Source organism: Streptomyces aurantiogriseus (assembly GCF_014649375.1).
GTDB lineage: Bacteria > Actinomycetota > Actinomycetes > Streptomycetales > Streptomycetaceae > Streptomyces > Streptomyces aurantiogriseus.
Genome location: NZ_BMSX01000003.1, coordinates 549,567 through 575,591, shown reverse-complemented (window position 1 = coordinate 575,591; position 26,025 = coordinate 549,567). Strand labels below are relative to the sequence as shown.

20 protein-coding genes and 1 pseudogene are annotated in these 26,025 nt (G+C 71.7%); 7 read left to right on the top strand and 14 right to left on the bottom strand.

Annotated features, from left to right (window positions below; genetic code table 11):
• Nucleotides 1-404: 404 nt before the first annotated feature.
• Entirely contained in the window at nucleotides 405-2,312 is a 1,908-nt protein-coding gene (typA, locus tag IE263_RS09185; RefSeq protein ID WP_189934158.1) for a translational GTPase TypA, read from the bottom strand.
• Between the two features lie 162 nt (nucleotides 2,313-2,474).
• Nucleotides 2,475-4,646 carry an ABC transporter family substrate-binding protein gene (locus tag IE263_RS09180; RefSeq protein ID WP_189934156.1) on the bottom strand — a complete coding sequence of 724 codons (2,172 nt, stop codon included), beginning with the start codon at nucleotides 4,644-4,646 and terminating at the stop codon, nucleotides 2,475-2,477.
• A 333-nt stretch (nucleotides 4,647-4,979) separates the two neighbouring features.
• Here IE263_RS09180 and IE263_RS09175 point away from each other — a divergent pair, with 333 nt between their 5' ends.
• From IE263_RS09175 to IE263_RS09160, 4 genes are read left to right on the top strand one after another with little or no spacing between them, the layout of a single operon-like run.
• Nucleotides 4,980-5,270, top strand: coding sequence for an Rv0250c family protein (locus IE263_RS09175; protein ID WP_189934154.1), 291 nt, complete (start codon nucleotides 4,980-4,982; stop codon nucleotides 5,268-5,270).
• Nucleotides 5,271-5,305: 35 nt separating this feature from the next.
• Nucleotides 5,306-6,127 (top strand): succinate dehydrogenase subunit SdhC, encoded by an 822-nt coding sequence (gene sdhC, locus IE263_RS09170; protein ID WP_189934152.1) that lies wholly within the window; start codon nucleotides 5,306-5,308, stop codon nucleotides 6,125-6,127.
• 17 nt (nucleotides 6,128-6,144) lie between these two features.
• A complete protein-coding gene (locus IE263_RS09165; RefSeq protein ID WP_189934150.1) occupies nucleotides 6,145-8,103 on the top strand; it encodes a fumarate reductase/succinate dehydrogenase flavoprotein subunit in 1,959 nt (652 codons plus the stop codon).
• A complete protein-coding gene (locus IE263_RS09160; RefSeq protein WP_189934149.1) occupies nucleotides 8,100-8,867 on the top strand; it encodes a succinate dehydrogenase/fumarate reductase iron-sulfur subunit in 768 nt (255 codons plus the stop codon). Before IE263_RS09165 ends, IE263_RS09160 begins: the two co-directional genes overlap by 4 nt.
• Before the next feature lie 25 nt (nucleotides 8,868-8,892).
• On the opposite strand, the gene IE263_RS09155 is transcribed toward IE263_RS09160, so the two are convergent.
• The 3 genes from IE263_RS09155 to IE263_RS09145 form a co-directional block, all read right to left on the bottom strand.
• Entirely contained in the window at nucleotides 8,893-9,855 is a 963-nt protein-coding gene (locus IE263_RS09155; protein WP_189934147.1) for a class I SAM-dependent methyltransferase, read from the bottom strand.
• Between the two features lie 118 nt (nucleotides 9,856-9,973).
• The gene (locus tag IE263_RS09150) at nucleotides 9,974-11,008 is read right to left on the bottom strand and encodes a phosphotransferase (protein ID WP_189934145.1); all 1,035 of its coding nucleotides are present in this window, start codon (nucleotides 11,006-11,008) and stop codon (nucleotides 9,974-9,976) included.
• A 45-nt stretch (nucleotides 11,009-11,053) separates the two neighbouring features.
• Nucleotides 11,054-12,220 carry a glycoside hydrolase family 18 protein gene (locus IE263_RS09145; protein ID WP_189934365.1) on the bottom strand — a complete coding sequence of 389 codons (1,167 nt, stop codon included), beginning with the start codon at nucleotides 12,218-12,220 and terminating at the stop codon, nucleotides 11,054-11,056.
• 80 nt (nucleotides 12,221-12,300) lie between these two features.
• On the opposite strand from IE263_RS09145, the gene IE263_RS09140 reads away from it, so the two are divergent.
• Nucleotides 12,301-13,887: a hypothetical protein gene (locus tag IE263_RS09140; RefSeq protein WP_229910864.1), complete on the top strand. Its 1,587-nt coding sequence runs from the start codon at nucleotides 12,301-12,303 to the stop codon at nucleotides 13,885-13,887.
• A gap of 13 nt (nucleotides 13,888-13,900) precedes the next feature.
• Here IE263_RS09140 and IE263_RS09135 read toward each other — a convergent pair whose 3' ends face one another.
• The 6 genes from IE263_RS09135 to IE263_RS09110 all read right to left on the bottom strand — a co-directional run bounded on the left by IE263_RS09135 (nucleotide 13,901) and on the right by IE263_RS09110 (nucleotide 20,880).
• Entirely contained in the window at nucleotides 13,901-16,597 is a 2,697-nt protein-coding gene (locus IE263_RS09135) for a SpoIIE family protein phosphatase (RefSeq protein ID WP_189934143.1), read from the bottom strand.
• A 371-nt stretch (nucleotides 16,598-16,968) separates the two neighbouring features.
• On the bottom strand, nucleotides 16,969-17,376 hold the full coding sequence (locus IE263_RS09130) for an ATP-binding protein (protein ID WP_189934141.1): 408 nt from the start codon (nucleotides 17,374-17,376) through the stop codon (nucleotides 16,969-16,971).
• A gap of 141 nt (nucleotides 17,377-17,517) precedes the next feature.
• Entirely contained in the window at nucleotides 17,518-17,928 is a 411-nt protein-coding gene (locus IE263_RS09125; protein ID WP_189934139.1) for a (deoxy)nucleoside triphosphate pyrophosphohydrolase, read from the bottom strand.
• 30 nt (nucleotides 17,929-17,958) lie between these two features.
• Entirely contained in the window at nucleotides 17,959-18,150 is a 192-nt protein-coding gene (locus tag IE263_RS09120; RefSeq protein WP_189934137.1) for an SPOR domain-containing protein, read from the bottom strand.
• A gap of 537 nt (nucleotides 18,151-18,687) precedes the next feature.
• Nucleotides 18,688-19,440: a GntR family transcriptional regulator gene (locus IE263_RS09115; RefSeq protein ID WP_189934135.1), complete on the bottom strand. Its 753-nt coding sequence runs from the start codon at nucleotides 19,438-19,440 to the stop codon at nucleotides 18,688-18,690.
• A 147-nt stretch (nucleotides 19,441-19,587) separates the two neighbouring features.
• Nucleotides 19,588-20,880, bottom strand: coding sequence for a DUF4190 domain-containing protein (locus tag IE263_RS09110; RefSeq protein ID WP_189934134.1), 1,293 nt, complete (start codon nucleotides 20,878-20,880; stop codon nucleotides 19,588-19,590).
• A gap of 111 nt (nucleotides 20,881-20,991) precedes the next feature.
• On the opposite strand from IE263_RS09110, the gene IE263_RS09105 reads away from it, so the two are divergent.
• Entirely contained in the window at nucleotides 20,992-21,204 is a 213-nt protein-coding gene (locus tag IE263_RS09105; RefSeq protein WP_189934132.1) for a hypothetical protein, read from the top strand.
• Between the two features lie 129 nt (nucleotides 21,205-21,333).
• On the opposite strand, the gene IE263_RS09100 is transcribed toward IE263_RS09105, so the two are convergent.
• Nucleotides 21,334-22,164: an oxidoreductase gene (locus IE263_RS09100; protein WP_189934361.1), complete on the bottom strand. Its 831-nt coding sequence runs from the start codon at nucleotides 22,162-22,164 to the stop codon at nucleotides 21,334-21,336.
• 89 nt (nucleotides 22,165-22,253) lie between these two features.
• Between IE263_RS09100 and IE263_RS09095 the strand changes: the two are divergent.
• Nucleotides 22,254-23,171, top strand: a pseudogene (locus IE263_RS09095) (LysR family transcriptional regulator).
• Nucleotides 23,172-23,222: 51 nt separating this feature from the next.
• Here the strand turns inward: IE263_RS09095 and aroB are convergent.
• A complete protein-coding gene (gene aroB, locus IE263_RS09090; RefSeq protein ID WP_189934130.1) occupies nucleotides 23,223-24,818 on the bottom strand; it encodes a 3-dehydroquinate synthase in 1,596 nt (531 codons plus the stop codon).
• A complete protein-coding gene (gene aroC, locus IE263_RS09085) occupies nucleotides 24,815-25,999 on the bottom strand; it encodes a chorismate synthase (RefSeq protein ID WP_189934128.1) in 1,185 nt (394 codons plus the stop codon). Before aroC ends, aroB begins: the two co-directional genes overlap by 4 nt.
• Between the last annotated feature and the right edge of the window lie 26 nt (nucleotides 26,000-26,025).

Genomic DNA, 26,025 nt, shown 5'->3' with positions numbered 1-26,025 from the left:
GGTTCGATCACAGCTAGCGCTAACATCTTCCAAAATCCGGACAAAGGGTTTGGTGAAAGATCCCTGCGAAACGGACTTGTTACACATCTATCGGTGGCGGGTGTCCGAATTGCGAACGCACTGGGGCGAAAAAACAAGTTGCGAGTGGCGTGGTCGCCATGTAAGGCGCCCTGCCGGGCCCTGGGCTCTCAACACGCTTGCGCAGCAAGGCGGAGTGCCGCGGGCCGGTACCGGCCGACGCGAACTGGCCGTCAGGGCGACTTCCGCAGCAGGGTAGTGGGCGCCGTCCGCCCGGAGGGGCATGCTCTGGCAAATAAAGGGTTTTCCCTACCCTCGCCCTCTACGACCGCAACCGGGCACCCCGTACAGCGAGATGCCCGGTGTCATCGGGAAACAGGCAGCGATCAGCCGTGCTTGGCGCGGCTCGCGGCGCGGGCGCGCTCGCGGGCGTCCAGGTTCACCTTGCGGATGCGCACCGCCTCCGGGGTGACCTCCACACACTCGTCGTCGCGGCAGAACTCCAGGGACTGCTCGAGGGAGAGCTTGCGCGGCGGCACGATCGACTCGGCCACATCGGCCGTGGACGACCGCATGTTGGTGAGCTTCTTCTCCTTGGTGATGTTGACGTCCATGTCGTCGGAGCGGGAGTTCTCGCCGACGATCATGCCCTCGTACACCTCGGTGCCGGGCTCCACGAACAGCACACCGCGCTCCTGAAGGTTCGTCATCGCGAACGCGGTGACGGCACCGGCACGGTCGGCGACGAGGGAGCCGTTGTTGCGGGTCTGGAGCGCGCCGAACCAGGGCTCGTGGCCCTCGTGGATGGAGTGCCCGATGCCCGTGCCACGGGTCTGGGTCAGGAACTCGGTCCGGAAGCCGATCAGACCACGGGAGGGCACCACGAACTCCATGCGCACCCAGCCGGAGCCGTGGTTGGACATGTTGTCCATCCGGCCCTTGCGGACGCCCATGAGCTGCGTGACCGCGCCCATGTGCTCCTCGGGCACGTCGATCGTCATGCGCTCGACCGGCTCGTAGACCTTGCCGTCGACATCCTTGGTGACGACCTGCGGCTTGCCGATGGTCAGCTCGAAGCCCTCGCGGCGCATCTGCTCGACCAGGATGGCCAGCGCCAGCTCACCGCGGCCCTGCACCTCCCAGGCGTCCGGGCGCTCGGTGTCGAGCACGCGCAGCGAGACGTTGCCGATCAGCTCGCGGTCGAGGCGGTCCTTGACCTGGCGGGCGGTGACCTTGCGGTCCTTGACGGCCGACTTGGCGTCGGCACCCTTGCCGGTGCCGCCACGACCGACCAGCGGGGAGGTGTTGGTGCCGATGACCATGGAGATCGCCGGCTCGTCGACCGTGATCAGCGGCAGCGGAACCGGGTTCTCGGTGTCCGCGAGCGTCTCGCCGATCATGATGTCGGGGATGCCGGCGACGGCGCAGATGTCACCGGGGCCCGCCTGCTCGGCCGGCTTGCGGGTGAGCGCCTCGGTCATCATCAGCTCGGAGATGCGCACGTTGGCGACCGACCCGTCGCGCTTCATCCAGGCGACGGTCTGCCCCTTCTTCAGCTCGCCCTGGTGGACGCGCAGCAGCGCGATACGGCCGAGGAAGTTGTCGGCGTCCAGGTTGGTGACGTGGGCCTGGAGCGGGGCGCCCTCGTCGTAGGTGGGGGCCGGGATGTGCTCCAGGATCGTGGAGAAGAACGGCTCCAGGCTGGTGGAGTCGGCCGGGACCGTGCCGTCCTCCGGCTTGGTCAGCGAGGCGATGCCGTCACGACCGCAGGCGTAGACGATCGGGAACTCGATCTGCTCCTCGTCCGCGTCCAGGTCGAGGAAGAGGTCGTAGGTCTCGTTGACGACCTCGTCGATCCGGGCGTCCGGACGGTCGGTCTTGTTGATGCACAGGATGATCGGCAGCCGGGCCTGGAGCGCCTTGCGCAGCACGAAGCGGGTCTGCGGCAGCGGCCCCTCGGAGGCGTCGACGAGCAGCACCACACCGTCGACCATCGACAGACCGCGCTCGACCTCGCCGCCGAAGTCGGCGTGGCCGGGGGTGTCGATGATGTTGATGGTGATCGGGTCCCCGCCGTCCTTCGGGTGGTACTTCACCGCGGTGTTCTTGGCGAGGATCGTGATGCCCTTCTCACGCTCCAGGTCGTTCGAGTCCATCATGCGGTCGTCGACGGAGTCGAGCTGGTGGGCGGCGAAGGCACCGGCCTGCTTCAGCATGCCGTCGACGATGGTCGTCTTGCCGTGGTCGACGTGAGCGACGATGGCTACGTTGCGAATGTCGTGGCGCGTGGCCATAAAGCGGCGTTCTCCCGGAGTGTGAGGACCGGCCCTGCTGCGTACGTCTGTGTTACGCGGGCCCTGCCGGGCTTGACACGCCACGGCCTCACCCCATGGTACGTGGCCCCGCGGCGGACGACCTCCACAGGGCCACGAGGCTCATGTCACCTCACTTCTTTCTCACTTCTTCGCCGGCGCGCTCGCCGGGATCCTCGCGCCCTTCTTCAGAAAGCCCATGTCCTCATAAACCGGCGTCTGGAAGCCGAAGGCGCCGGCGTTGACCACGTTCTTCTTCGCGGCCGTGAGCTGGGGGCGCTGGTAGAGGGGAATCGATCCGGCAGCCGCCCAGATACGGGAGTCCGCCTTGCGGATCAGGGATCGCTCCTCCTCCTCGTCCAGGGTCGAGATCGCCTCGTCGAAGAGCTGGTCGACCTGGTCGGTGCCGACCCGGGTGTAGTTCTGCTCGACGCTCAGCGAGCCGTCGGCGGCCGGGACCGGCTTGGCGTAGATCGGCCGGGCGTCGGTGGCCGGGAAGGCGGAGGAGGGCCAGGAGTACAGGGCGAGGTCGTACTGGCCGGAGGCGATGTGGTCCTTGAAGTAGCTCTCGTCGGAGACCTTGGTGAGCTCCGTGCGGATGCCGACCTTGTCCAGCATCCGCGCGATCCGCCCGGCGACCAGGTGCAGGGGCTCCGCACCCGGACCGGAGGGCAGCACGAACCGCAGGGTGAGCGCCTTGCCGTCCTTGGCCAGCGCCCCGCGCTCGGCACCGCCCGGGGCGGCGGTGCCCCGGGGGGCGTAGGCGCCGGGCGCGCCGTGCCCGGGGACGGACTGCCTGCCGTCCTGCGCGAGCTGCCCGGTGTCCGTCTCCGCGGGCGCCTTGTCGTCCTCGCCGACGATGTAGGTGCCGTCGTCGCCGCCCTCGGCGGGGTCCGTGCCGTCCTTCTCGTCCGCGTCGGCCTTCCTGCCCTCGGCCCCGGCCGCCTTCTCCGTCTTCTTCTGCTTCTTGACCGGGCCGCCGGGCACCCACCCGGCGTCCGCGAGCAGCGCCTGCGCCTCCTGGGTGTCCTGTCCGCCGAGCGCCTCGCTGTTGTCGGCGTACGCCTCCTGCCCGGACAGGGCGAGGTGGCTGCCGACGGGCACCGTGGGCAGGCCCAGCGGCCCCAGCACCAGCTTGACCAGTTCCTTGCGGTCCAGCGCCCGGGCCACCGCCCGGCGCACCCGCTCGTCGGCGAGCGGACCGTCGGCGCCGTTCAGCGCGAGCTGCGTATACGCCGGCTCCAGCGACTTGCGCACCTCGTAGTCGCGCAGCGCCTTCTGCTGGCGTTCCCACGTCGCCATCGCCTGGCTCAGCTTCCTGCGGGCGTACTGCTCGTCCTCGGCCGCGGTCTCGTCGGAGCCGTGGGCGATGGCCCAGGAGCGCAGCGCCTTGGCGGCGGAGCGGCCGCCGGAGCCGGTCAGCGGTCCGGCGGCGCCCTGGGCGGCGCCGTCGATGCGCTCGGCGGTGGCCGTGTCGATGTCGGCCAGGTCGATCTTCCCGGAGGCGAGCGCGGCGGCCCGCTGCTCGCGCTTGACGGCGGTCAGCGCGATCTCGGAGAGCTTGGTGGGCCGCCCCCACCACCGCGGGTTGCGGGTGAGCCGGATCCGGGCGTTCCCCCGGTCGACCTGCTTGACCACGAACGGCCCGGCGGTGACCTTCAGCTTGCGCCGCGCCCCGTCGTTGAAGGAGTCGGGCGTGCCCATGACGTCCTTCGGGTACAGCGGCGAGAACAGCGACTGCCAGTCGGCGTAGGTGCGGCTGAACGTGACCCGGACCTCGAGGTCGTTCTCGCCGCGCTCGATCTTCTCGATGCGGTCGTAGCCGGCGTTGCGGGCGGTCCAGTAGGAGCTGTCCCTGCCGGACAGGGCGCGCCACTGGGCGGCGAAGTCGGCGGCGCCGATCTCACGGCCGTCGCTCCACACGGCCTGCTGGTTGAGCTTGTACAGGACGACCTGCTTGGGCTCGGTCTCGACGACCTTCGCGGACTCCAGGTAGTCGGCGTTGCGCGCGGGCCGCCCGCCGGCGTCGAGCCGGTACATCGACGGCAGGACGGCCTGGGCGACCCGGGTGGTGGTGGCGTCGGCGTCGGCCTGGAAGGTGTTGAAGGTCTCCGGTACGGAGTCCACCGCCCAGCGCAGGGTGCCGCCTTCGGCGACCAGGCCACGGGCGGCCGGGGCGATGTCCTGGGCGGCCAGCGGCTTGCCGGCCTCGTCCTCGGCGCCGCAGGCGGCCAGCGTGGGGACCGCGAGCACACCCGCGGTGAGGAAGGCGACCGAGCGCATGACCGCGCGGGGTCCGACGCCGTCGTGGGACATCTCAGGTACCTCCGGGAAGCCGCTGCCGCCGCTGATAGGAGTGCGTTATGTTCACATTTGGCAGTATTTTGGAGCTGATCTGATCTACGGCTCACTGAAGAGGAAAGGGTTCGCCTGCCGGGGGCGACACGGCGGCGGGGGCGCACAAGCCCACCCGTGCGGAGCACAGCACGCTCCCGGCGCACACAGCGCGCGTTCGGGTGTGCACCGATGGCACGCGATCGGCCAATCGCTGCACACGCCTTCACACCGACAGGTGTGACGCGCAACACTCGCAGGCGCACATGAGCGTCGCCGTCCAGGGCCACCGGCCCGCGGAAGTGAGGTCACGTCATGTCCGTGCAAGACGATCTGGCATCGGTCCAGCGCTGTCTCGACGACCTGTCGCGGTCCGTGGGCCGCCTGGAACAGCACCTCGGCACCCGCGGGCTCGAGATGCGCCGCGTCCGCGCCGACGCCGACCACCTGCGCGAGAGCGTCGCGCTGCTGCGCGAGGCGGCCTCCACCCCGGCCGCGCAGAAGCGCCCCGACCTCGTCACGATCCCCGACACCCCCTACGACGACTCCCTGTGGATCGACACGGACGACGAGGGACTCGGCGCCCGTGATCGCCGTGCCCCCTGAACCGCCCGGAGTCCCGAGCCGACCGGAGTCATGAATTGGCCACTGGTACGGAACCTCAACCCGTCAGCGGCGGCGTACGCACCGGTACGCGTGCCGCGATCGACGCCCCGCATCTGCGCACCGACCGGTGGTGGCTGGCCCCCGCGGCCACCGCCGCCGGTCTGCTGGCCTTCGTCGTGTACTCGACCTGGCGGGCCTTCGCGGACGCGGACTACTACGCGGCGCCCTATGTCTCGCCGTTCTACTCGCCCTGCCTGGCCGAGCGCTGTGAACCGATGCGGGCGGGCCCGAACTGGGAGATCTTCGGCGGCTGGTGGGGCATCTCCCCCGCCATCATCATCCTGATCTTCCCGCTCGGCTTCCGCCTGACCTGCTACTACTACCGCAAGGCCTACTACCGGGGCTTCTGGGCGTCCCCACCGGCCTGCGCGGTGGCCGAGCCGCACAAGAAGTACACCGGTGAGACCCGCTTCCCGCTGATCCTGCAGAACATCCACCGGTACTTCTTCTACGCGGCGATCCTCGTCGCCGGGATCCTGACCTACGACACCGTGCTCGCCTTCCGCGACGAGCACTACGCGTGGGGCCACATGGGCCTCGGCACCCTCGTCTTCCTGGTCAACATCGTGCTGATCTGGGCGTACACGCTCTCCTGCCACTCCTGCCGGCACATCGTCGGCGGCAAGCTCAGGCACTTCTCGAAACATCCCGTGCGCTATCGGATGTGGCAGTGGGTCGGGAAGCTGAACGCCCGGCACATGCAGCTCGCCTGGGCGTCGCTGCTGAGCGTGGCGCTCGCCGACTTCTACGTCTATCTCGTCGCGTCCGGCGTCTTCGACGATCCGCGCTTCTTCTAGATGAGTGGGGCCTTGTGATGTCCGTGGTCGACCGGCAGGAGTGGGACGTCGTCGTGGTCGGGGCCGGTGGCGCCGGCCTGAGGGCCGCCATCGAGGCGCGTGAGCGGGGCGCCCGTACGGCCGTGATCTGCAAGTCGCTGTTCGGCAAGGCGCACACGGTGATGGCCGAGGGCGGCATCGCGGCCGCGATGGCCAACGTCAACGAGCACGACGACTGGCGGGTGCACTTCCGCGACACCATGCGCGGCGGCAAGTTCCTCAACCAGTGGCGGATGGCCGAGCTGCACGCGCAGGAGGCCCCGGACCGGGTGTGGGAGCTGGAGACCTGGGGCGCCCTGTTCGACCGCACGAAGGACGGCCGGATCTCCCAGCGCAACTTCGGCGGTCACGAGTACCCGCGCCTCGCGCACGTCGGCGACCGCACGGGCCTGGAGCTGATCCGCACCCTCCAGCAGAAGATCGTCGCCCTCCAGCAGGAGGACCACAGGGAGACCGGCGACTACGAGTCCCGGCTGAAGGTCTTCCAGGAGTGCACGGTCACGCGCGTGCTCAAGACGGCGCCCGACAGCGGCTCCGCCGCGGGGAACCGGGTCTCCGGGGTCTTCGCCTACGACCGCGAGAGCGGCCGCTTCTTCGTCCTCGAAGCCCCGGCCGTGGTGATCGCGACCGGCGGCATCGGCAAGTCCTTCAAGGTGACGTCGAACTCGTGGGAGTACACGGGCGACGGCCACGCGCTCGCCCTGCTCGCCGGGGCACCCCTGCTGAACATGGAGTTCGTGCAGTTCCACCCGACGGGGATGGTCTGGCCGCCGTCGGTGAAGGGCATCCTCGTCACCGAGTCGGTGCGCGGCGACGGCGGGGTGCTCAGGAACTCCGAGGGCAAGCGGTTCATGTTCGACTACGTCCCGGACGTCTTCAAGGAGAAGTACGCCCAGTCCGAGGACGAGGCCGACCGCTGGTACGAGGACCCGGACAACAACCGGCGTCCCCCCGAGCTGCTCCCCCGCGACGAGGTGGCCCGCGCCATCAACGCCGAGGTGAAGGCAGGCCGGGGCTCCCCGCACGGCGGAGTCTTCCTCGACGTGTCGACGCGGATGCCCGCCGAGGTGATCAAGCGCCGGCTGCCGTCCATGTACCACCAGTTCAAGGAGCTGGCGGACGTCGACATCACGGCCGAGGCGATGGAGGTCGGGCCGACCTGCCACTACGTGATGGGCGGCATCGCCGTCGACTCCGACACAGCCGCCGCACGCGGGGTGCCGGGGCTGTACGCGGCCGGCGAGGTGGCCGGCGGCATGCACGGCTCGAACCGGCTCGGCGGCAACTCCCTCTCCGACCTGCTGGTCTTCGGCCGCCGGGCGGGCTGGCACGCCGCCGAGTACGCGGCGGGGCTCGCCCACGAGCGCCCGGCGGTGGACGACGTCCAGGTCGACGCGGCCGCCGCGGAGGCGCTGCGCCCCTTCTCGGCGGAGGTCGAGGAACCGACGGAGGCGCCGCCGGAGAACCCGTACACCCTCCACCAGGAACTCCAGCAGACCATGAACGACCTCGTCGGCATCATCCGCCGCGAGAGCGAGATGGCCCAGGCCCTGAAGAAACTCGCGGAGCTGCGCGTACGGGCCCGGCGGGCCGGGGTGGAGGGCCACCGCCAGTTCAACCCCGGCTGGCATCTCGCCCTGGACCTGCGGAACATGCTGCTGGTCAGCGAGTGCGTGTCCCGGGCCGCGCTGGAGCGCACCGAGTCGCGCGGCGGCCACACCCGCGAGGACCACCCGTCGATGGACCGCGCCTGGCGCAACGTCAACCTGCTGTGCCGGCTGACCGACCCCACCGGCGGACTCGCGGCCACCGACCCGGCCCACGGCCAGATCACCCTCACGCGCGAGACCACCGACCCCATCCGCCCCGACCTGCTCGCCCTCTTCGAGAAGGAGGAGCTGGTCAAGTACCTCGCCGAAGAGGAGCTGTACGAGTGAGCAGCTACGAGGCCCGCTTCAAGGTGTGGCGGGGTGACGCGCAGGGCGGCGACCTGGAGGACTTCAAGGTCGAGGTCAACGACGGCGAGGTGGTGCTGGACATCATCCACCGCCTCCAGGCCACCCAGGCCCCCGATCTCGCCGTCCGCTGGAACTGCAAGGCGGGCAAGTGCGGTTCCTGCTCGGCGGAGATCAACGGCCGGCCCCGGCTGATGTGCATGACCCGTATGTCGGTGTTCGAGCGGGACGAGACGATCACCGTCACGCCGCTGCGTGCCTTCCCGGTGGTCCGCGACCTGGTGACGGACGTCGGCTTCAACTACCAGAAGGCCAGGGAGATCCCGTCGTTCGTCCCGCCCGAAGGGCTGGGCCCCGGTGACTACCGCATGTTCCAGGAGGACGTGGACCGGCCGCAGGAGTTCCGCAAGTGCATCGAGTGCTTCCTGTGCCAGGACACCTGCCATGTCGTCCGCGACCACGAGGAGAACAAGCAGGCCTTCGCCGGCCCCCGTTTCCTCATGCGGGTCGCGGAGCTGGACATGCATCCGCTGGACGCGGCGGAGGAGACCGGCCTGGACCGCGGGCGCACGGCCCAGGACGAGCATGGCCTCGGCTACTGCAACATCACCAAGTGCTGCACGGAGGTCTGTCCCGAGGGGATCAGGATCACGGACAACGCGCTGATCCCCCTGAAGGAGCGGGCCGTGGACCGCAAGTACGACCCGCTCGTGTGGCTCGGGAACAAGATCCGTCGGCGGTCCTGAGGGGTTTCCCGGGCGCGGGGCCGCCTCAGGCGGCCTCCGCCCGCAGATAGCCCGAGTGCGCCACCTGGCCGAGGAAGGTGAACCGGGTGTCCGTGGCCATGTGCTTGTCGAACGCCTCCTTGATGCCCGGCCACTTGGGGTGCCCGAAGTCGTCCAGGACGACGATCCCGCCCGGCGCGACGATCTTCTCGGCCCACTCCAGGTCCGCCGCCACACCGGCGGCGGAGTGGTCGCCGTCGACGATGATCACGCCGTAGGAGCGGTCGGAGACCAGGGCGCGGACCTCCGGGTCCTCGGAGAAGCCTTGCTGGATCCGGGCGGCGGCGCCGGCCGCGCCCGCCAGGGACAGGTTGGTGCGGACCGCCGCTCCCCGCACGGGGGTGCCGGAGGCGTCGTCGCCGATGCTGGTGCCGGGCTGCAGCTGCGTGCCCGCGAGCGGATCGACGATCGTCAGCCTGGGATCCCGCCCCGCCCGCTCCATCATCCGGATCAGGGCCGCGCCGAACATCCCGTACAGGGTGCCGATCTCCAGCACCTCGTCGTTCGGCGGGTCGAGCAGCGGTACGGCGGACAGCTTGCCGACGATGTTCATGGTGCCGCCGGCGATCCGGCCGACCCCGAGCGCCTCCATCGCGATGAGCAGCCGGAAGGCCTGGGCGACGTTGCGCTCGGCGCCGTCTCTGTCCCCGGTCACCTCGGCCAGCTCCGCGATCGTGCGGCGGAGATGGGGCGCGGACGGCAGCCGCGACGCGCCGCGCCCGGTTCCGTCGAAGAACAGCTCCAGGGGGCGCTGGCGGTCGCGGAGCGTCTTCAGCTCCTTCTGCAGCGCGTCGGACGAGGTGCTCGCGACACTCCCGGTCCCGACGGCGCTCCCGCCGGAGCTGGTGCCGACGATGCGCCGGACCTGGCGTTCGATGCGCTGGTCGATGAGTTCGGCCACCGGGCGCAGAGCTCGACGGACGGCCTTACTGGTGAGTAGCGATCGCATCAGAATGTGACCCTCACAGGGATAGGAGAAGTGGACGCTAGGACGCCCCCAGTCCATGCACAACCAACGCAGTCGTTCGTGGAGGGAAAACACGCATGATGTCCGGACGACCGGAAGATTAAGTTCCCGGTACCGGGCGTCCGATCAGCCGCAGCGCCATGCGCAGATTGTGCTCGGCGATGGCCCGCATCGGCCCCGGGTGCGGAAAGTCGCCGTCGAGCAGACGCAGCGGGCCCGCGACGAGGCTCAGACGCATGGCGAGGCGGTAGAGGCGCAGCCGGTCCGCGTCGAGACCGGGGGCGCGCAGGGCGTCGTACGCCTCGTGGAAGCGCAGTTCCAGGAAGACGTGCTCCCACTCGGCGTCGAAGTACATCAGGCCCTCGATGTCGATGAGCGCGGGCCGGCCCCGGTCGTCCAGCAGGACGTGGTCGGGCCCGAGTTCGCCGTGGATGAGGGTGTGCCGGGCGCGGGGGCGGACGGCGGCGGCCATCTCCCGTACGGCGGCCTCGAGTTCGTCTCGGGCGGCGGCGATGCGGGCATCCCGTACGGCCGTTGCGGCGATGTCGCGCAGGGCGCCCTCGGTGACGCGCTGTGCGCAGGAGGGGGCGGAGGACACACCGCCGTTGTCGACGAGCGCGACCTTGCCGAAGGCCGGGCCTTCGTGGGCGTGCAGGAGGGCGAGGAGTTCCGCCAGCTGTTCCAGGCGGGCGCGCCCGGAGTCCGGGTCCCGCTCCAGGGCCGCTTCCAGGCTCCCGCCGCGCAGGTCCTCGACGACCGCGGCGTCGGCCGGGAGGTGGGTGTGCGTGGCGTCGGCGTGGAGGAGGCGGGGGGTGCGCACGCCGGCGGCGGTGAGACGGTCGTGCGCGGCGGTGAGGAGGGCGAGGCCGGTGCCGTGGGACAGGGGGTCGCGGGGGTCGGAGGGCCCGGCGTCCCAGTAGTCCTCGTCCGGCGACCAGACGTAGGCGACGGCCGTCGTGTCGTCGTCGAAGGTGAGCCGGTAGACGCCCTTCTTGGTGCCGCCGCGCAGCCGGGCGACACCGGCCAGACCGTGCTGCCGGCCGGTCGCCGCCCGGGCGAGGGGCGCGAGGTCGTCACGGGTGAGCGGGGTGCGGGTGAGCGGTTCGGCGGTGGAGGGCGCGGAGTCGGCGGTCATGCGCCGGATCGTCGCACCGCGCTCCGCCCGGGCGCAGGCGGTTTTTCACCGCACCCAGCCCTCCCGGTACGCCGTCCAGTCCTCCTCCTTCGCCGCGAAGTCCACGTAGGCGGCGACGCCGAAGTTGGCACGGTCGGCGTCCGTGCGGGACAGGCCGAGGCGGACGCCGCGGACGGCGGCGGCGACGGTCTCGGCGTGCTCCCAGTGGCCGAACCCCTTCTCGTGGTAGAAGGGCAGGCCCATCAGCAGGTCGGTGGTCTCCGGGGTGACTTCGAGGGCCAGCGAGGTCTGCTGGGCGACATAGCCGCCGTAGGTGCTCTCCAGCGGCTGCATGGTGTCGTACGACATGAGGGCGATCTGGTCGACGCGGCGGGCGACCTGGCCGAAGAACCACTGCGACCACCACTTCGGGTGGCCCGTGACGGCGCCCCGGGCGGCGTGCAGGCCCGGGAGCGGGTCGATCTGGTGGGCGGCGACGGAGAGCGGGGCGTCCTGGGCCGCGGTGACGCGGTGCAGGGCGTCGAGGAGGGTGAGGTAGTTCCGGTCGCCGGAGTGCAGGGGCTCCAGGTCGAAGTGGACGCCGTCGAAGCCGGTGGCGAGGATCTCGCGGGTCGACTGCACGACTGCGGCGCGGGTCGCGGCCCGCTCCAGCCGCATGCCGCGGGAACCCTCGGAGGCGAGAACGTCACCGAGCCATGCCTGGACACGGATGCCGGGCGCTTCCCGGTGTACGGCGGCTATGAACCATCGCGCGTTGGCGTAGGCCGACTTGGGGAGCGTGCCGTCGTGCTCCAGGGGGCCGGCGTGGACGTACAGGTCGCGCATGCCGGTGGCCTTCAGGCGGGCGGCCAGCGCGGTGACATCGGCGTCCTTCTTGCGCCCGTCGACCCAGGCGTGCCCGAGCCAGACGGCGTCCTTGCCGCGGGTGTAGGTGCCGTCGGCCGGGTCGCCCAGGTAATTGATGCGCAGGGCGGTCTGGGCGGCGAGGACGGGAAGGACCAGGGCGAGGACGAGGCCGAGGGCCGTCCGGCGGACCCGGCGGAGCCACAGCCGGCGCCCGGGCCTCGGCTCCGGTAGTACGCCCCGCTCCTCCTCGGCGCCCTCAGCGGACTCGCCTCTCTCCTCCCGCTCCGGCTCCGGCGCCCGCTCCTCTTCCCTCTCCGTCTCTGTCTCCGTCTCCGGCCCTGTCCCCGTCCTGCCGGAACGTTCCATCACGCTTCCCCTTCTCATCGGCTACCCCACCCACCTCACCCCGCTCGCGTGCCCGCATTACTCCCCATACGCTCCAAAATGTGACGTCGTCTTCCTTGATACGGGGCCGGCCCCGGCGTGCCGCCTCGCACATATCCGTGCGGGTGGCCCACGCCCTGCTGGGCGGTGCGGCCGGGGTCGGGTGGCTGCTGTTGCCAGTGACGACGATCAGTACGGACGTTCCGGTTGCGATCAGTGCCGATGCCCCGGTCGCGGCCGCCGAGTCGCAGGACGAGGAGACGTCCGCCACGGACCTGGCCCTGCCGCTCGTCGTGCTCGCCGCGGCGGGCACCCTCGCCGGGTACGCCTACATACGACGCATCCGTCGGGCCAGAACCCGCACGACCCCCGGCGGCGCCCCCGCCACGCCGGCCGTCCCACCCCTCACCGACCTCGACGAACAGTCCCGGACCCTGCTGACCGAGGCCGACAACTGGATCCGCACCAGTCGTGAGGAACTGGCCTTCGCCGAGGCCCGCTCCGGAGCCGAGGCCGTGGCCCCCTTCGCCCGGGCCCTGCACGACGCGCAGACCGAACTCTCCGCCGCCTTCCGCATACGACGGCGCTACGACGCCGGCATCCCGGCGGACCAGCCGTCCCGACGGCACGCGCTCACCGGCATCGTGGGCCGCTGCCAGGAGGCGGGCAGCCGCCTGGACGCGCAGGCGCCGGCCTTCGACCAACTCCGCGCTCTGGAACGGGAGGACGGCGAGGCTGTGAGGATCGCGGAGACACGCTTCCGGGAGCTGACCGGCCGCACACCGGTCACGGAGGCAACCGCCACGGACCTCACCCAGCGGTACGCCCCCTCCGCCTCCGCCCCGGTCACCGGATACGTCGAAGAAGCCAAGAACCGTCTGGTCCTCGCCACGACCCACCTCAACCACTCCCGCCAGGCAACCGACTCGGGCGACACCGGCCGCGCGGTCCACGCCCTTCGTGCCGCCGAGAGCGCCGTCGCCCAGGCCGACGTGTTCCTCACCGCGGTCGACCGGCTCGCCGAGGACCTGAGGACGGCGGCCGGGCTGGTACCGGCGGCGCTGACCGGGGCGGAGACGGAACTGGCGGTGGTGCGGGAGGTGCTCGCGGGTGCGCCGAGGCAACCGGCCGCCGCCCCGCCGAACCTCCCGGAGGGCGAGCTGCGGGCGCGGCTCCGCCACGCCGACATCGTCCTGACCGCCGTACGGAACACGCTGACCGGCGGGCAGCGTGACGATCCGCTCGACCTCCTGCGCCGGATCGCCGAGGCGGTCGCGCCGGTCGCCGCCGGCCGGACCGGCGTCCTTCCGGCGGCCGCCCTGCTCACGGCACGCAGCGCGATCGCCGACGCGGACGGCTTCGTGGAGACGCACCGGGCCGTGGTGGGCGCCGAGGCCCGCACCCTGCTGGCGGCGGCCCGGGAGGCGCTGGAGGCGGGACACACCCGGTCGGACACCGCGGCGGAGGGGCCGGTCCCGACGCCCGCCACCCTCACCACCCGGCTGCACGCAGGCACCTCGGCCCGCCGGGCACGGGAACTCGCCGAACAGGACGTACGCCTGCACGGAAACCCGTCCCTGGACCCTGCCCCTGCGAACAGCTTCGGCGGGCCCCGCACAGCGGCCCGCCGCAACCCGCCACCCGGGTGAGGCCGAACGGGTCTCAGAAGAGACTCAACAGCGCCTCAGCCGGATCCGTGAGCTCCGTCTCCCCGTTCGGGAGCGGCAGTTCGAACCACACCGTCTTTCCGCGCCCGGTGCGCCGTGAGCCCCAGGCCGCGGAGAGCAGGCCCACCAGCTGCAGGCCCCGGCCACCCTCGTCCGTGTCCCGGGCCCGGCGACGGCGGGGCTGGACCAGACCCGCGTCCCAGACCTCGCACACCAGCGTCCGGTCGAGCAGCAGCCGCAGCCTGATCTCGCCCTCGCCGTACCGCAGCGCGTTCGTCACCAGCTCGCTGACGAGCAGTTCGGTCGTGTCGACGAGCGGCTCCATGTCCCAGCTGAGGAGCATCCCGCGGGCGTACTCCCGGGCGCGGCCCACGCTGCGTGGCTCGCGCGGCAGGGTCCAGTCGCCGACGGACTCGGCGGGCAGGCCCTGTACACGTGCCATCAGCAGCGCGATGTCGTCCTCGCCGTGGTGGGTGTCGAGGGTGTTGAGGACGTGGTCGCAGACGTCCTCCAGGTTTCGATGGGTGTCGGCGCGCAGCGCCGCCGTTGAGGGGTGGTGGTCGGGTGACGGGCGGGAAGGGTCGGTGAGCGCTCCGACGAAGGCCTGCAGGCCCTCGTCGAGCGGGTGGTCGCGGGATTCGACCAGTCCATCCGTGTAGAGCGCGAGCAGCGCGCCTTCGGGGAGTTCGACCTCGACCTCCTCGAAGGGCTCGCCGCCGACGCCGAGCGGCATGCCCGGCGGCACGTCGAGCATCAGGGCCGACTCGCCGGGCTCGACGAGGACCGGCGGCAGATGACCGGCGTTGGCGAAGGTGCACCGGCGCGTCACGGAGTCGTACACCGCGTACACGCACGTCGCCAGGTAGACCTCGGAGAGGTCGGCCTCGCGGGGGCGGCGGGCGGCCCGGGTGGCCTGCTGGACCCCGCCGGGTGTGCCGAGCCCCCGCGCGATCTCGTCCAACGCGGACAGTACCTCGGCCGGTTCGAGGTCCAGGAGCGCCAAGGTGCGGACCGCCGTGCGGAGTTCGCCCATCGCCACCGCCGCGCGCAGACCGCGGCCCATGACGTCCCCCACCACCAACGCCGTACGGTGGCCGGGCAGTTCGATCACGTCGAACCAGTCGCCGCCTACCTCGCTGGGGCGGCCCGTGGAGGCGTTTCCGGGCAGGTAGCGGCAGGCGATGTCCAGGCCGGAGGCCACGGGGTCGCCCGGCGGCAGCAGCGACCGTTGCAGTATCAACGCCCGCTCGTGCTCACGCCGGTACAGCCGCGCGTTGTCGATGCAGACGGCGGCCCGCGCCGCCAACTCCACGGCCAGGTCCCGGTCCCGGTCCCCGAACGGCTCGCTGCCCTTCGTCCGCGAGAACTGCGCGAGGCCTACGACGGTGTCGTGGGCGACCATCGGAATGGCGAGCGTGGACTGCACGAGCCCGCCGTCCTCGCCGGGGATGGACTGCGAGCGGGCGGTGCGCAGGGCGTCCGCGCAGGGCGAGTTGAACGGGAAGTGGTGGACCGCGCCGACCGCGACGGGCGCGCCGGTGCCGGCGAAGGGGGCGTCGGAGACGGCGGACGCGAAGGCCACGCGGCGCAGTTCGGCGCTGCCGTCGGCGAGCCCGGGCGGGGTCTCGTCACCGACGAGGAGACCCTGGTAGAGGTCGACGGTGGCCAGGTCGCAGAAGCCGGGCACGACGACGTCGAGGAGTTCGCGCGCGGTCGTCTCCAGGTCGAGGGAGTTCCCTATGCGGGCGCCCGCCTCGTTCAGAAGGGCGAGATTGCGCCGTGCGGCGGCGGCCTCGCGGGCGGCGGCGCGCCGGGCGGTGACGTCGAGGCCGAGCCAGGCGATGCCGATGGGGCGTCCGCTGCCGCTGTGCACGCGGTAGAGGTTGATGGACCAGTGGCGGCGCTCCTCGGATCCCGGCACGAAGCCCGTGACGTGCATGTCCGTGATGGAGTCGCCGGTCTGCAGGACCCGGCGCAGGACCGCGCTGACCCGCTCGGCCTCGGACCGGGGCAGGTAGTCGTGCACGCCCTTGCCGCGGTGGTCGTCGGGGGTTCCGCCGAAGATCGAGGCGAACCGCTTGTTGGCGCGGCGGACCCGCAGATCGGTGTCAATCAGCAGGAAACCGAAAGGGGATTGACCGAAAATCGACTGCGAGGCGGCAAGATCGGTCTCGATGCTGCGCAGCGTGCGGACGTCGACGACGATGCACACGGCGGCCTTCTCGCCCTCCTGAGTGCGCGTCGGCATGACGTACACCTCGGCGAGGCCCTCCTCGCCGCGCTCGCCCTCGGCCGTGTCCGGGATCCGGAAGGGGACCACGCCGGTCCACTCCCGCCCGTCGAGAATCTCGGCCATCTTGCGCTGGCCGCGTTCGCGCAGGTCCGAGTCGATGAACGCGTCGATGGGGTCCATGCCGACGGCCCGCTCGGCGGAGATGCCGAGGATCTGCTCGGCGCGCAGGCTCCACTGGTCGACCAGCCCGTCGGGGCCGATGGAGAACGACGCGACCTTGATGTAGTCGTAGATCGAGCCGGGCGGACTGCTCTGCCACATGGCGTCCCCGGCCGGCACCTCCCCCTCGCCCTCACCCAGGGTGTGCCCGGCCTCGCCCGCGAGCGCACCCGCGGCCCCAGCCCTCGCGCCGTCCGACGGGTCCTCGGACTCCGTGGCCTTCGCTGGTATCTCGCTCACGCGAACCGTCCCCTCCAGCTCACCGCGCCCGGCATCGGTCACCGGGGGCGGCTGCCCGCAGTATCCAGCACTACGGTGCCGCGCGGCACGGTGTTCACGATCACAGCACGGTCCAGGCGTTTTCCGGACCGATCTGTGACAACACTTCCAGTCTTCTAACCAGCGGACACGTCGTCGAACCACACCTTCCTGCACGGGTCTGCGGACAGGCCCGCCGACGGGCGGGCAACCTGCGGCCCCTCAGCCTCCCAGACCTGGTCGCCGGCTTCGGCGAATCCGGCAACAGCGGCTCCGGCGACAGCGAATTGGGCAACAGCGCATCGGGCACAGTGAATAGGGCGACGGCGGCTCCGGCTTCGACGCCTCGGGACTCAGCCGGGCACCGCCAGTTCGAACCACACCGTCTTGCCGTTGTCTCCGGGCCGGGTGCCCCAGCGGCGCGAGGAGGAGGCCACCAGTTGCAGCCCGCGGCCGCTCTCGTCGTCGGGCAGGGCGACGCGCTCGCGGGGCGGGTCCGGCAGCGGGTCGGAGACCTCCACCAGCAGCACGCCCTCCAGACCGGCGGGACGGACCAGGCGGACACCGATGGGACCGGTGGCGTGCCGGAGGGCGTTGGTCACCAGCTCGCTGACCAGCAGGGCCGCGATGTCGCCGAGGCTGTCCAGCTCCCAGCCGCGCAGTTGCCCCCGCACCGCACTGCGGGCGGTACGCACCGCGCCGGGGTCAGCGGGGAACGTCCACTCGGCGCAGTCGCCTTCGGTGTCGATCACGCCGATCACTTCCCAGGCCAGCGAGGTACACCCATGTCCGGTTTCGCAGGGTTAATGGGCACATACCCGATATACAGGGGCCAGTACCGCGTGGGAGCGCGCGCTGTGGCACCAACGGCGCAGACGCCGGCGCCGCTCAGGGAAGGGCGGTCAGCGCGCCCTCGTCCCCAGTCGGGCGCTCGTCTCCCGTACGGCGGGCACGTCCTGGTCGAGCCAGTCCACGTCCCAGATCCGCTCCGGGGTGAGCCAGCGCAGGGCGTCGTGGTCCTCGAGGGGAGCGGGGGCCGGGGAGCCGGGGCGCAGGCGGGCGGTCCAGACATGTAGGACGTAGGGGGATTTCAGAGGCCACTCCCCCGGGACGCGCTCGACGACCTCGGCGTCGACACCGAGTTCCTCGCGCAGTTCACGCACGAGGGCGTCCTCGGGCCGCTCGCCCGGCTCGACCTTGCCGCCGGGCAGCTCCCAGCGCCCGGCGAGCTCGGGGGGCGCGCTGCGGCGCGCGGCGAGCAGGCGGTCGCCGTCGAGCAGGGCGGCGGCGACCACCACGATCCGTTCCGTCATGCGCCGGAGCCTACGGGAGTGCCGGGGAGGTCAGTTCCGGGAGGCGTCCCCGTTCTGCCCGATGCGTTCGACCCAGTAGAGCTGCTTGTGTCCGCGGTGGTCGAGGCTGTCCGCGATCTTCTGGGCCTCGGCGCGCGTCGCGTACCGGCCGACGCGGTAGCGATTGCCGTTGTCGTCCTGCCGTATGACGAGCCAGGGCAGAGAGATGGTGCTGTCGTTCATCGCGCCCCACGCCCCCTTCCCGTCCCGGCACGCCCGGATCCCGTCCGCGGCACGCCGCGCGCCCCGCCCTCCAAGGAAACCGCAATCCGCATATGCCCGAGCGTACGCCTAACCTTTACGCAGCGAATACGGCTTTTCACAAACAGGTACGCAACCAGCCAAGACGGAGGGGGCGCACGAGACCGAACGCGCCGTGCCCGCGGCACGATGCCTCCGGTCGGCGCGTTGCCGGGCACCTGGCGGGCGACCTGCGGGAACGACGGGAATCGACCGGATTCCGACGGCACGCGAGCGGTCCCGCGGAGGGCTGTTTCCGGGGGCAACTGCCGGAAGGGTGTGCGCTGTCTCACTCCATGCGCCACCTCACCGACGACCGCCCCCACCCCGTCGACAGCCCGAACCGCAACCATTGGACGGGCAGGCGTGACTCCGGCGGGCAGCCCGGGCGTGCGCCGCCGGCGCGCGACTTACGCGAGGGACGCCGGGCCGGCGCACGACTCGCGCTGGGGCGCCGGGCCGGCAGCCGCGGGACTGCGGCTACTTCACCGGCAGGTGGTACGCGACCCGGTACCGGTCCGCCGGGATCACCACGTCCGCCGTTTCGACCGGGCGGCCGGACGCGTAGTACGTGCGCTGGACGACCAGGACGACATGGCCGGGGACACCGCCCAGGACGACGAGTTCCTCGGCGAGGCCGGGGCGGGCGCCGACCTCCTCGGTGACGTTGTCGACGACGACGTCGATGGCGCGCATGCGCTCGACGACGCCCATGCCGCCGAGGGGGCCCTCCTCGGGGAGCATGACGGGCGTGCGGCCGGTGAGGGCGAGGGGCTCCCAGGAGGTGGAGAGCATCATCGCCTCGCCGGCCTCCCGGAAGACGTACTTCGTGCACATCACGCGGTCGCCGGGCTGGATGCCGAGCCGCTCGGCGACGGACCGGCTCGCGTCGGCCTGCTCGCTGCTGGACTCCCAGGTCCCGCGCGCGCGGGCGTCGGACTGCTCCTGACGGAACGGGGTCGCGCCGCCGGTCGGGCGGTAGCCGGAGCGGGCGATCCGGCGCGGCACCGGCCGCTCGCGTACGTACGTCCCCGACCCGGAGCGGCCCTCGACCAGCCCCTCCGCCATCAGCACCTTGCGCGCCTCGAGGGCGACGGTGTCGGAGACGCCGTACTCCTCGCGGATTCTGGCCTGAGAGGGGAGGCGGGTGCGCGGTGGCAGCGAGCCGTCGACGATCTTCTTGCGGAGATCACCCGCGACGCGCAGGTACGCCGGCTGCTCACCGAATGTCACTGGCCGCTCCCATCAGGTTGTACAGACAGCTACAGCCTGGCAACCGTGGGTTGAGCCATGCAAGCAAAGGCCAGAGAACCACTCGATGTGATGACTTATCCCTGGGAGGGGCTTTACGCAGGCACTTTCTGCCCGGTATGGACGTGATCACACATCGAGACCGCCCTCGTCCCCGGTGCTGCCCCCGCTCTCCGGGTCCTCCTCGTAGGTGGGCGGGGTGGTGGCCAGGCCCAGAGCCTCGCGCGCGGTGACGGTGCTGTCGCCGTCGACGTAGTCGTAGGCGTTGTCGTAGTGCTCGTAGAAGGTGTCCACGTCGGAGGCGTCCGCCGCCTTCGCCCACTCCTTGCCGGCGTCCTTCATGTCCTTCACCAGGTCGGCGACGGCCTGGCGGCTGTCGGCGGACCAGGTGCGCCCGCTCAGCGCGTCGGCCTGCTCGCCGGTCACGTCCCCGGCCTTGCCCGCCCAGGTCTGATTGACCTTCAGGTCATCTTCGGCGTATTCCTCGGGCTCCTCGTAGAGCACCTCGTCGACGGCGTCCATCGCCTTCAGGAAGGCCAACTGGTCGGCGTCGAGGGTCGTCTCGTCGGCGCGCAGCGAGCCGGTGAGGGTGCCGCGCTCGTCGGTGTTGCCGAAGACGCAGGTGATCTCGCGGTCGCCCCAGCTCCAGCTCTCCCGGGTGGGCGTGAGGTAGTAGACGTCGACCTCGTCGGTCAGCGCCCAGGGGTCCATCGTGTAACGGTCCTGGAGCTCCCAGCACTTGTCCTCGGCGGTGTCCGTGATGGAGTCGTCGCCCGGGTAGCTGCTGCCGGTCAGCGGGACGGTGCCGAACACCTCGCCGTCGTGCTCACCGGAGCAGGACACCTTGTCGACGTCGTAGACGTCCTCGTCGAAGGTCGCGCCGGGCACGTCGAAGCACTCGCCCTTGGCGAGCGAGAGGCTGGAGTTGCCGCTCGCGCCCTCCTTGAAGCCCTCCCAGGCGGCGGACAGGCCACCCGTCGCGATCGCCAGCACCCACAGCGCGAGCCCGACGGAGGACAGCACCGCGCCGCCGATCGCCATCCCCTTGCCGCGCTCCCCGCGCTTGCGGATCTGCACCAGCGCGACGATCCCGAGGATCAGCCCCACCGCCGGAAGGAAGCACAGCACCCCGAGGACGAGGGCGGCGATGGCGACCCCGTTGACCGGCGCGGGCCGGTTCTGCAGGGGAAGAAAACCCTGCCCCCAGACCGGGTACGGCGGCCCTCCGTACGGTCCCTGCGGCGGCCCCTGGAACGGCCCCTGCGGCAGCACCTGGGGCGATCCCGGAGGCGAACCCTGGGGCGTTCCCTGGGGCGTTCCCTGGTCCGCTCCCTGAGAAGGGGGAGCGTACGGGCTCTGCGGCTGCGGAGGCTGGTACGGGTCCTGGGGCTGCTGCGGCCCGGGCGGCGGGGGTATGGACACGAATACCGTGCTCCTGGATCAGACGGGTCGGGGAACTGACGTACGACTGGGCGCATGGTAAGCGCGGGACGAGCGGGGGCGGTACGGGGGTCGCATGCGACGATCCGAGCGGTGAACGGGCTGACCGCACGGTGGGCGGGGAGCGTCGAGGGCGACTCCGTCTGCTCGGCCGCCGGGGTGTGGCCGCTGCCGGCCATTCCGGCGGACGGCGCGGCGGGGCCGGCGCGGGAGGAGCCGGCGGAGGCGCTGGGGGTGCCGGCCGGGCAGGCGGGCGGGCCGGCCGGGGAGTTGCTTCCGTTCACCGCGCGACGGGGCTGGTGCTGACGACGGGCTGGGCACCGAGCCGAAGCGTTTCCGCGAGGAGGACTACGGCCGGCCCACCGGGCCGAAGCGTTTCCGCGAGGAGGACTGCGGCCGCCCGTCGACGACACGGCACCCGTCGTCGGCTGGGCCTCAGTCCTCGAACGCGGTGGCCCGGGTCCGCTTCTCCCAGGCCGCGATGTCGGCCCGTACGGCGTCCAGGTGGCCGAGGACGGCCGTGACCGCGTCGTCGCCGAGCGGCAGGCGCAACGGGGTCTCCTCCGCGTCGAGCGCGGCGAGGATCAGCGCCGCCGCCTTCGCCGGGTCGCCGGGCTGGCTGCCGTCGCCGCCGGAGACGAAGCCGCGGGTCTCGCTGACCTTGGCGTACACCCCGGTGTCGGCGCTGGCCCCGGCCCGGCCGGCCTCGAACAGCCCGGTGCGGAAGGAGCCGGGCTCCACGATCAGCACCTTGATCCCGAAGTCCCGCACCTCGTCGGCGAGCCCCTCGCTCAGGCCCTCCAGCGCGAACTTCGTCCCGCTGTAGGCCGAGAAGCCCGCGAACGACATCTGCCCGCCCATGCTGCTCATCTGCACGATCGCGCCCGAGCGCCGCTCCCGCATGTGCGGCAGGACGGCCCGGGTGAGCGCGGCGGGCCCGAAGACATGCAGGTCGAACAGCTCCCGCAGCTCCGCCTCCGTGGTCTCCTCGAAGGCGCCGACATGCGTACGGCCCGCGTTGTTGACCAGCACGTCGATCCGCCCGTGCCGCGCCACCACGTCCCGTACGGCGGCCTCCGCGGCGGCCGTGTCGGTGACGTCCAGGGACAGCGCCTCCATCTGGTCGGGACGGGCGGCCACCAGGTCCGCCAGCGCCTCGGTCCGCCGGGCCGCGCCGACCACCACATCGCCCTCCGCCAGCGCCGCCTCGGCGATCGCCCGCCCGAATCCACTGCTCGCGCCCGTCACCAGCCACACCTTGTTCATGACCACTCCCAGTCCGTCGATCTCCTGTGCCACGAGCTTGCGGCGAAAGGCGGTTGCCCGTCCAAGACCCACGCTGATAACCGATGGCTATGACTTCCGACGTCCACATCCGGGACCTGCGCTACTTCGCCACCGTGGCCGAGGAACTGCACTTCACGCGCGCGGCCGAGCGTCTGTACGTGTCACAGCCCGCGCTGAGCAAGCAGATCCGGGCGCTGGAACGGCAGTTGGGCGTGGAACTGTTCCGCCGCGACCGGCACGGCGTGGCGCTCACCGCGGCGGGCTCGGCGCTGCTGCCGCACGCGCGACGGATGCTGGACACCTGGGCGGAGGGCGCGGCCGCGGTGGAACAGGCGCGGGCGACGGAACGCGGCACGCTGGTCGTCGGCATGAGCACCCGCCCCGGCCGCGGCGGCCTTCTGCCCGCGATCCGCTCCCGCTTCACGGCCGCCCACCCGCACACCGTCGTCCGGCTGCGCCAGGTGAACTGGGAGGACCCGACCGCGGGCCTGGCCGGCGGCGACGCGGACGTGGCCTTCGTCTGGCTGCCGCTGCCCGACCAGGAGCGCTACGCCTGGACGCTGATCGCCGAGGAACCGGTCCATGTCGCCCTCCCGGAGACCCACCCCCTGGCCGCCCGCCCCGAGATCGACTTCACCGAACTCCTGGACGAGCCGTTCCTGGCCCTTCCCGAGAGCACCGGCCCGTGACGGGACTACTGGCTCGCCCTGGATGCCCGAGGCGGCCGCCCACCCGTGATCGGCGCCGAGATCGCCGGCACCGAGGAGACGTACGAGGCCCTGGTCGCCGGCCTCGGCATCTGCCTGGTGGCCGCGGGCAACGTCCCGCTCCTCACCCTGGGCGGTGTGCTCACCCGCCCGGTCCACGGCGTCACCCCCAGCCGCTACGTCCTGGCCTGGCGCCGCGAGGACGGGCAGCGACCGTTGGTACGGGCGTACGCGGAGGCCTGCCGCCTGGCCGTGGCCGGCGGAGCCCCACACCCATGACGTAGCGTCAACAGCCCGTGCAGAGGGGGTGTGGTGCCGGGGAGGGCTCACTCACCCGGCGATCTCGCCGTAGGCGGCGAGGAGCAGGGCAGGGTCGGGGCCTTCCAGAACGGCCGGATCGGCGAGGCCGTCCAGCACGATGAAGCGGAGGAGATCGCCGCGGGACTTCTTGTCGACCTTCATTGTCTCCAGCAGCCGGGGCCACTGGTCACGGCGGTAGTGCAGGGGCAGACCGACGGCTTCCAGGATCGTGCGGTGGCGGTCGGCGGTGGCGTCGTCCAATCGGCCTGCCAGACGGCCGAGTTCGGCCGCGAAGTGCATGCCCACGGCCACCGCCGCACCGTGTCGCCAGGTGTAGCGCTCGTTCTTCTCGATGGCGTGGGCGAGGGTGTGGCCGTAGTTCAGGATCTCCCGCGGGCCGGATTCCCTGAGGTCGGAGGAGACCACCCCCGCCTTCACCTTGATCGACCGCTCGATCAGCTCGGCGGTGTGCGGTCCGGCCGGGCTGCGCGCGCCGTCCGGGTCGGCCTCGATGAGCTGGAGGATGACGGGGTCGGCGATGAAACCGGCCTTGATGATCTCGGCGAGCCCGGAGACGTGGTCGTCGATCGGCAGGGAGTCCAGGGCCGAGAGGTCGCAGAGCACTCCGGCCGGCGGGTGGAAGGAGCCGACCAGGTTCTTGCCCTCGGCGGTGTTGATCCCGGTCTTGCCGCCGATCGCCGCGTCCACCATGCCCAGCACGGTCGTCGGCACCGCGATCCAGCGCACGCCGCGCAGCCAGGTCGCCGCGACGAAACCGGCCAGATCGGTGGTGGCTCCGCCGCCTACACCGACGATCACGTCGGAGCGGGTGAAGCCGGACTGCCCCAGCGCCTTCCAGCAGTGGGCGGCGAGCTCGGCGGTCTTGGCCTCCTCGGCGTCGGGCACCTGGATGGCGATCGCCTCGTAGCCCTGCCCGGCCAGGTCGGCGCGGACTGCCTCGCCGGTCCCGGCCAGCGCCTCGGGGTGCACGACAGCGACGCGCTTGGTCTTGGCCCCGATCAGACCGCCGAGTTCGCCGAGCAGCCGACGGCCCACCAGCACCTCGTACGGCTCGGCGCCCGCACCGCCACCGACCTGGATGCTCGTGCCCTTCAGTTCCAGCACGTCCAGCACGTCCAGCACGTTCTGGGTGACTTCCTCGGGTGTACGGCCGTCGGTGGCCACCACCGCCCCGGCCACCTCCTCGTACAGACGCCGCCGGGCCTCCATCAGCTCCCGCCACCGCTGGTGCGGGTCGACGGCCAGCAGCGGTCGGGCGGCGTTCAAGGCCGTGCGGCGGGTGGCCTCTTCGACGCCCATCGTGAGATGGACGACCCGGTGCCCGGCCAGCCTCATGCGGGTCTCCGCGTCGAGGATCGCGCCGCCGCCGAGGGCGAGAACCCCGTCGTGCTCGGCGAGCGCCCGCTGTACGGCCTGCTTCTCGATCGCCCGGAAGGCCTCCTCGCCCTGCTCGGCGAAGATGTCCGCGATCTCCCGCCCCTGCGACGCGACGATGTCCGCGTCCGTGTCCCGGAAGACAGCCTTCAGCCGGGCAGCGAGCAGGGGACCCACGGTGGACTTGCCGACCCCCATCGGGCCGACCAGCACGACCAGCGGCCCGCTCACCGGATCGCCAGGTTCTCGAGATAGGAGGCCGCATTGCGGCGGGTCTCGGTCACGCTGTCGCCACCGAACTTCTCCGCCACCGCGTCCGCCAGCACCAGCGCCACCATCGCCTCCGCGACGATCCCCGCCGCCGGTACCGCGCACACGTCCGAGCGCTGGTGATGGGCCGGCGCGGGCTCGCCCGTACCGACATCCACGGTTCGCAGCGCCCGCGGCACGGTCGCGATCGGCTTCATCGCGGCCCGCACCCGCAGCAGCTCACCCGTGGACAGACCGCCCTCGGTGCCACCCGAGCGGCCCGTGGCCCGTCTCACGCCTTCGTCGGTCATGACGATCTCGTCGTGCGCCTTGGAGCCCGGCACACGCGCCAGCTCGAAACCGTCGCCGATCTCGACGCCCTTGATGGCCTGAATGCCCATCAGCGCCGCCGCCAGGCGGGCGTCCAGCCGCCGGTCCCCCTGCACATGCGAGCCCAGGCCGACCGGGACGCCGTACGCCAGCACCTCGACCACACCACCCAGGGTGTCGCCGTCCTGGTGCGCCTGGTCGATCTCCGCGACCATCGCCTTCGACGCGTCCGCGTCCAGGCAGCGCACCGGATCGGCGTCCAGCCGCTCCACATCGGCCGGCGTCGGATACACACCCTGCGGCGCCTTCGCCGAGGCCAGTTCGACGACATGGCTGACGATCTCGATACCGGTCGTCTCCTTCAGATACGACCGCGCCACCGCGCCCAGCGCCACCCGCGCGGCCGTCTCACGCGCCGACGCCCGCTCCAGCACCGGCCGGGCCTCGTCGAAGCCGTACTTCTGCATGCCCGCCAGATCCGCGTGACCCGGCCGGGGCCGGGTCAGCGGGGCGTTGCGGGCCAGACCGGCGAGGACCTCGGGGTCCACCGGATCCGCCGCCATCACCTGCCGCCACTTCGGCCACTCGGTGTTGCCCACCATGACCGCGACCGGCGAGCCCAGGGTCAGACCGTGCCGGACACCGCCCAGGAACGTGACCTCGTCCCGCTCGAACTTCATCCGCGCACCGCGCCCGTAGCCCAGCCGCCGCCGCGCCAGGTGGTCCACCACCAGCTCCGTGGTGACCGGCACGCCGGCGGGCAGACCCTCCAGCGTCGCGACGAGTGCGGGACCGTGGGACTCCCCCGCGGTCAGCCAGCGCAACCTGCTCAACGGTGCTCCTCGGTCGTGTCGGCGGT

What these genes read in the sequence shown, in the direction of transcription:
- IE263_RS09175 (WP_189934154.1), top strand. Translation starts at nt 4,980, where the DNA reads ATGTCCGTGCAAGACGATCTGGCATCGGTCCAGCGCTGTCTCGACGAC.
- IE263_RS09100 (WP_189934361.1), bottom strand. Translation starts at nt 22,164, where the DNA reads ATGAACAAGGTGTGGCTGGTGACGGGCGCGAGCAGTGGATTCGGGCGG.
- IE263_RS09145 (WP_189934365.1), bottom strand. Translation starts at nt 12,220, where the DNA reads ATGGAACGTTCCGGCAGGACGGGGACAGGGCCGGAGACGGAGACAGAG.
- IE263_RS09125 (WP_189934139.1), bottom strand. Translation starts at nt 17,928, where the DNA reads ATGACGGAACGGATCGTGGTGGTCGCCGCCGCCCTGCTCGACGGCGAC.
- IE263_RS09150 (WP_189934145.1), bottom strand. Translation starts at nt 11,008, where the DNA reads ATGACCGCCGACTCCGCGCCCTCCACCGCCGAACCGCTCACCCGCACC.
- IE263_RS09165 (WP_189934150.1), top strand. Translation starts at nt 6,145, where the DNA reads ATGTCCGTGGTCGACCGGCAGGAGTGGGACGTCGTCGTGGTCGGGGCC.
- IE263_RS09120 (WP_189934137.1), bottom strand. Translation starts at nt 18,150, where the DNA reads ATGAACGACAGCACCATCTCTCTGCCCTGGCTCGTCATACGGCAGGAC.
- IE263_RS09180 (WP_189934156.1), bottom strand. Translation starts at nt 4,646, where the DNA reads ATGTCCCACGACGGCGTCGGACCCCGCGCGGTCATGCGCTCGGTCGCC.
- typA (WP_189934158.1), bottom strand. Translation starts at nt 2,312, where the DNA reads ATGGCCACGCGCCACGACATTCGCAACGTAGCCATCGTCGCTCACGTC.
- IE263_RS09155 (WP_189934147.1), bottom strand. Translation starts at nt 9,855, where the DNA reads ATGCGATCGCTACTCACCAGTAAGGCCGTCCGTCGAGCTCTGCGCCCG.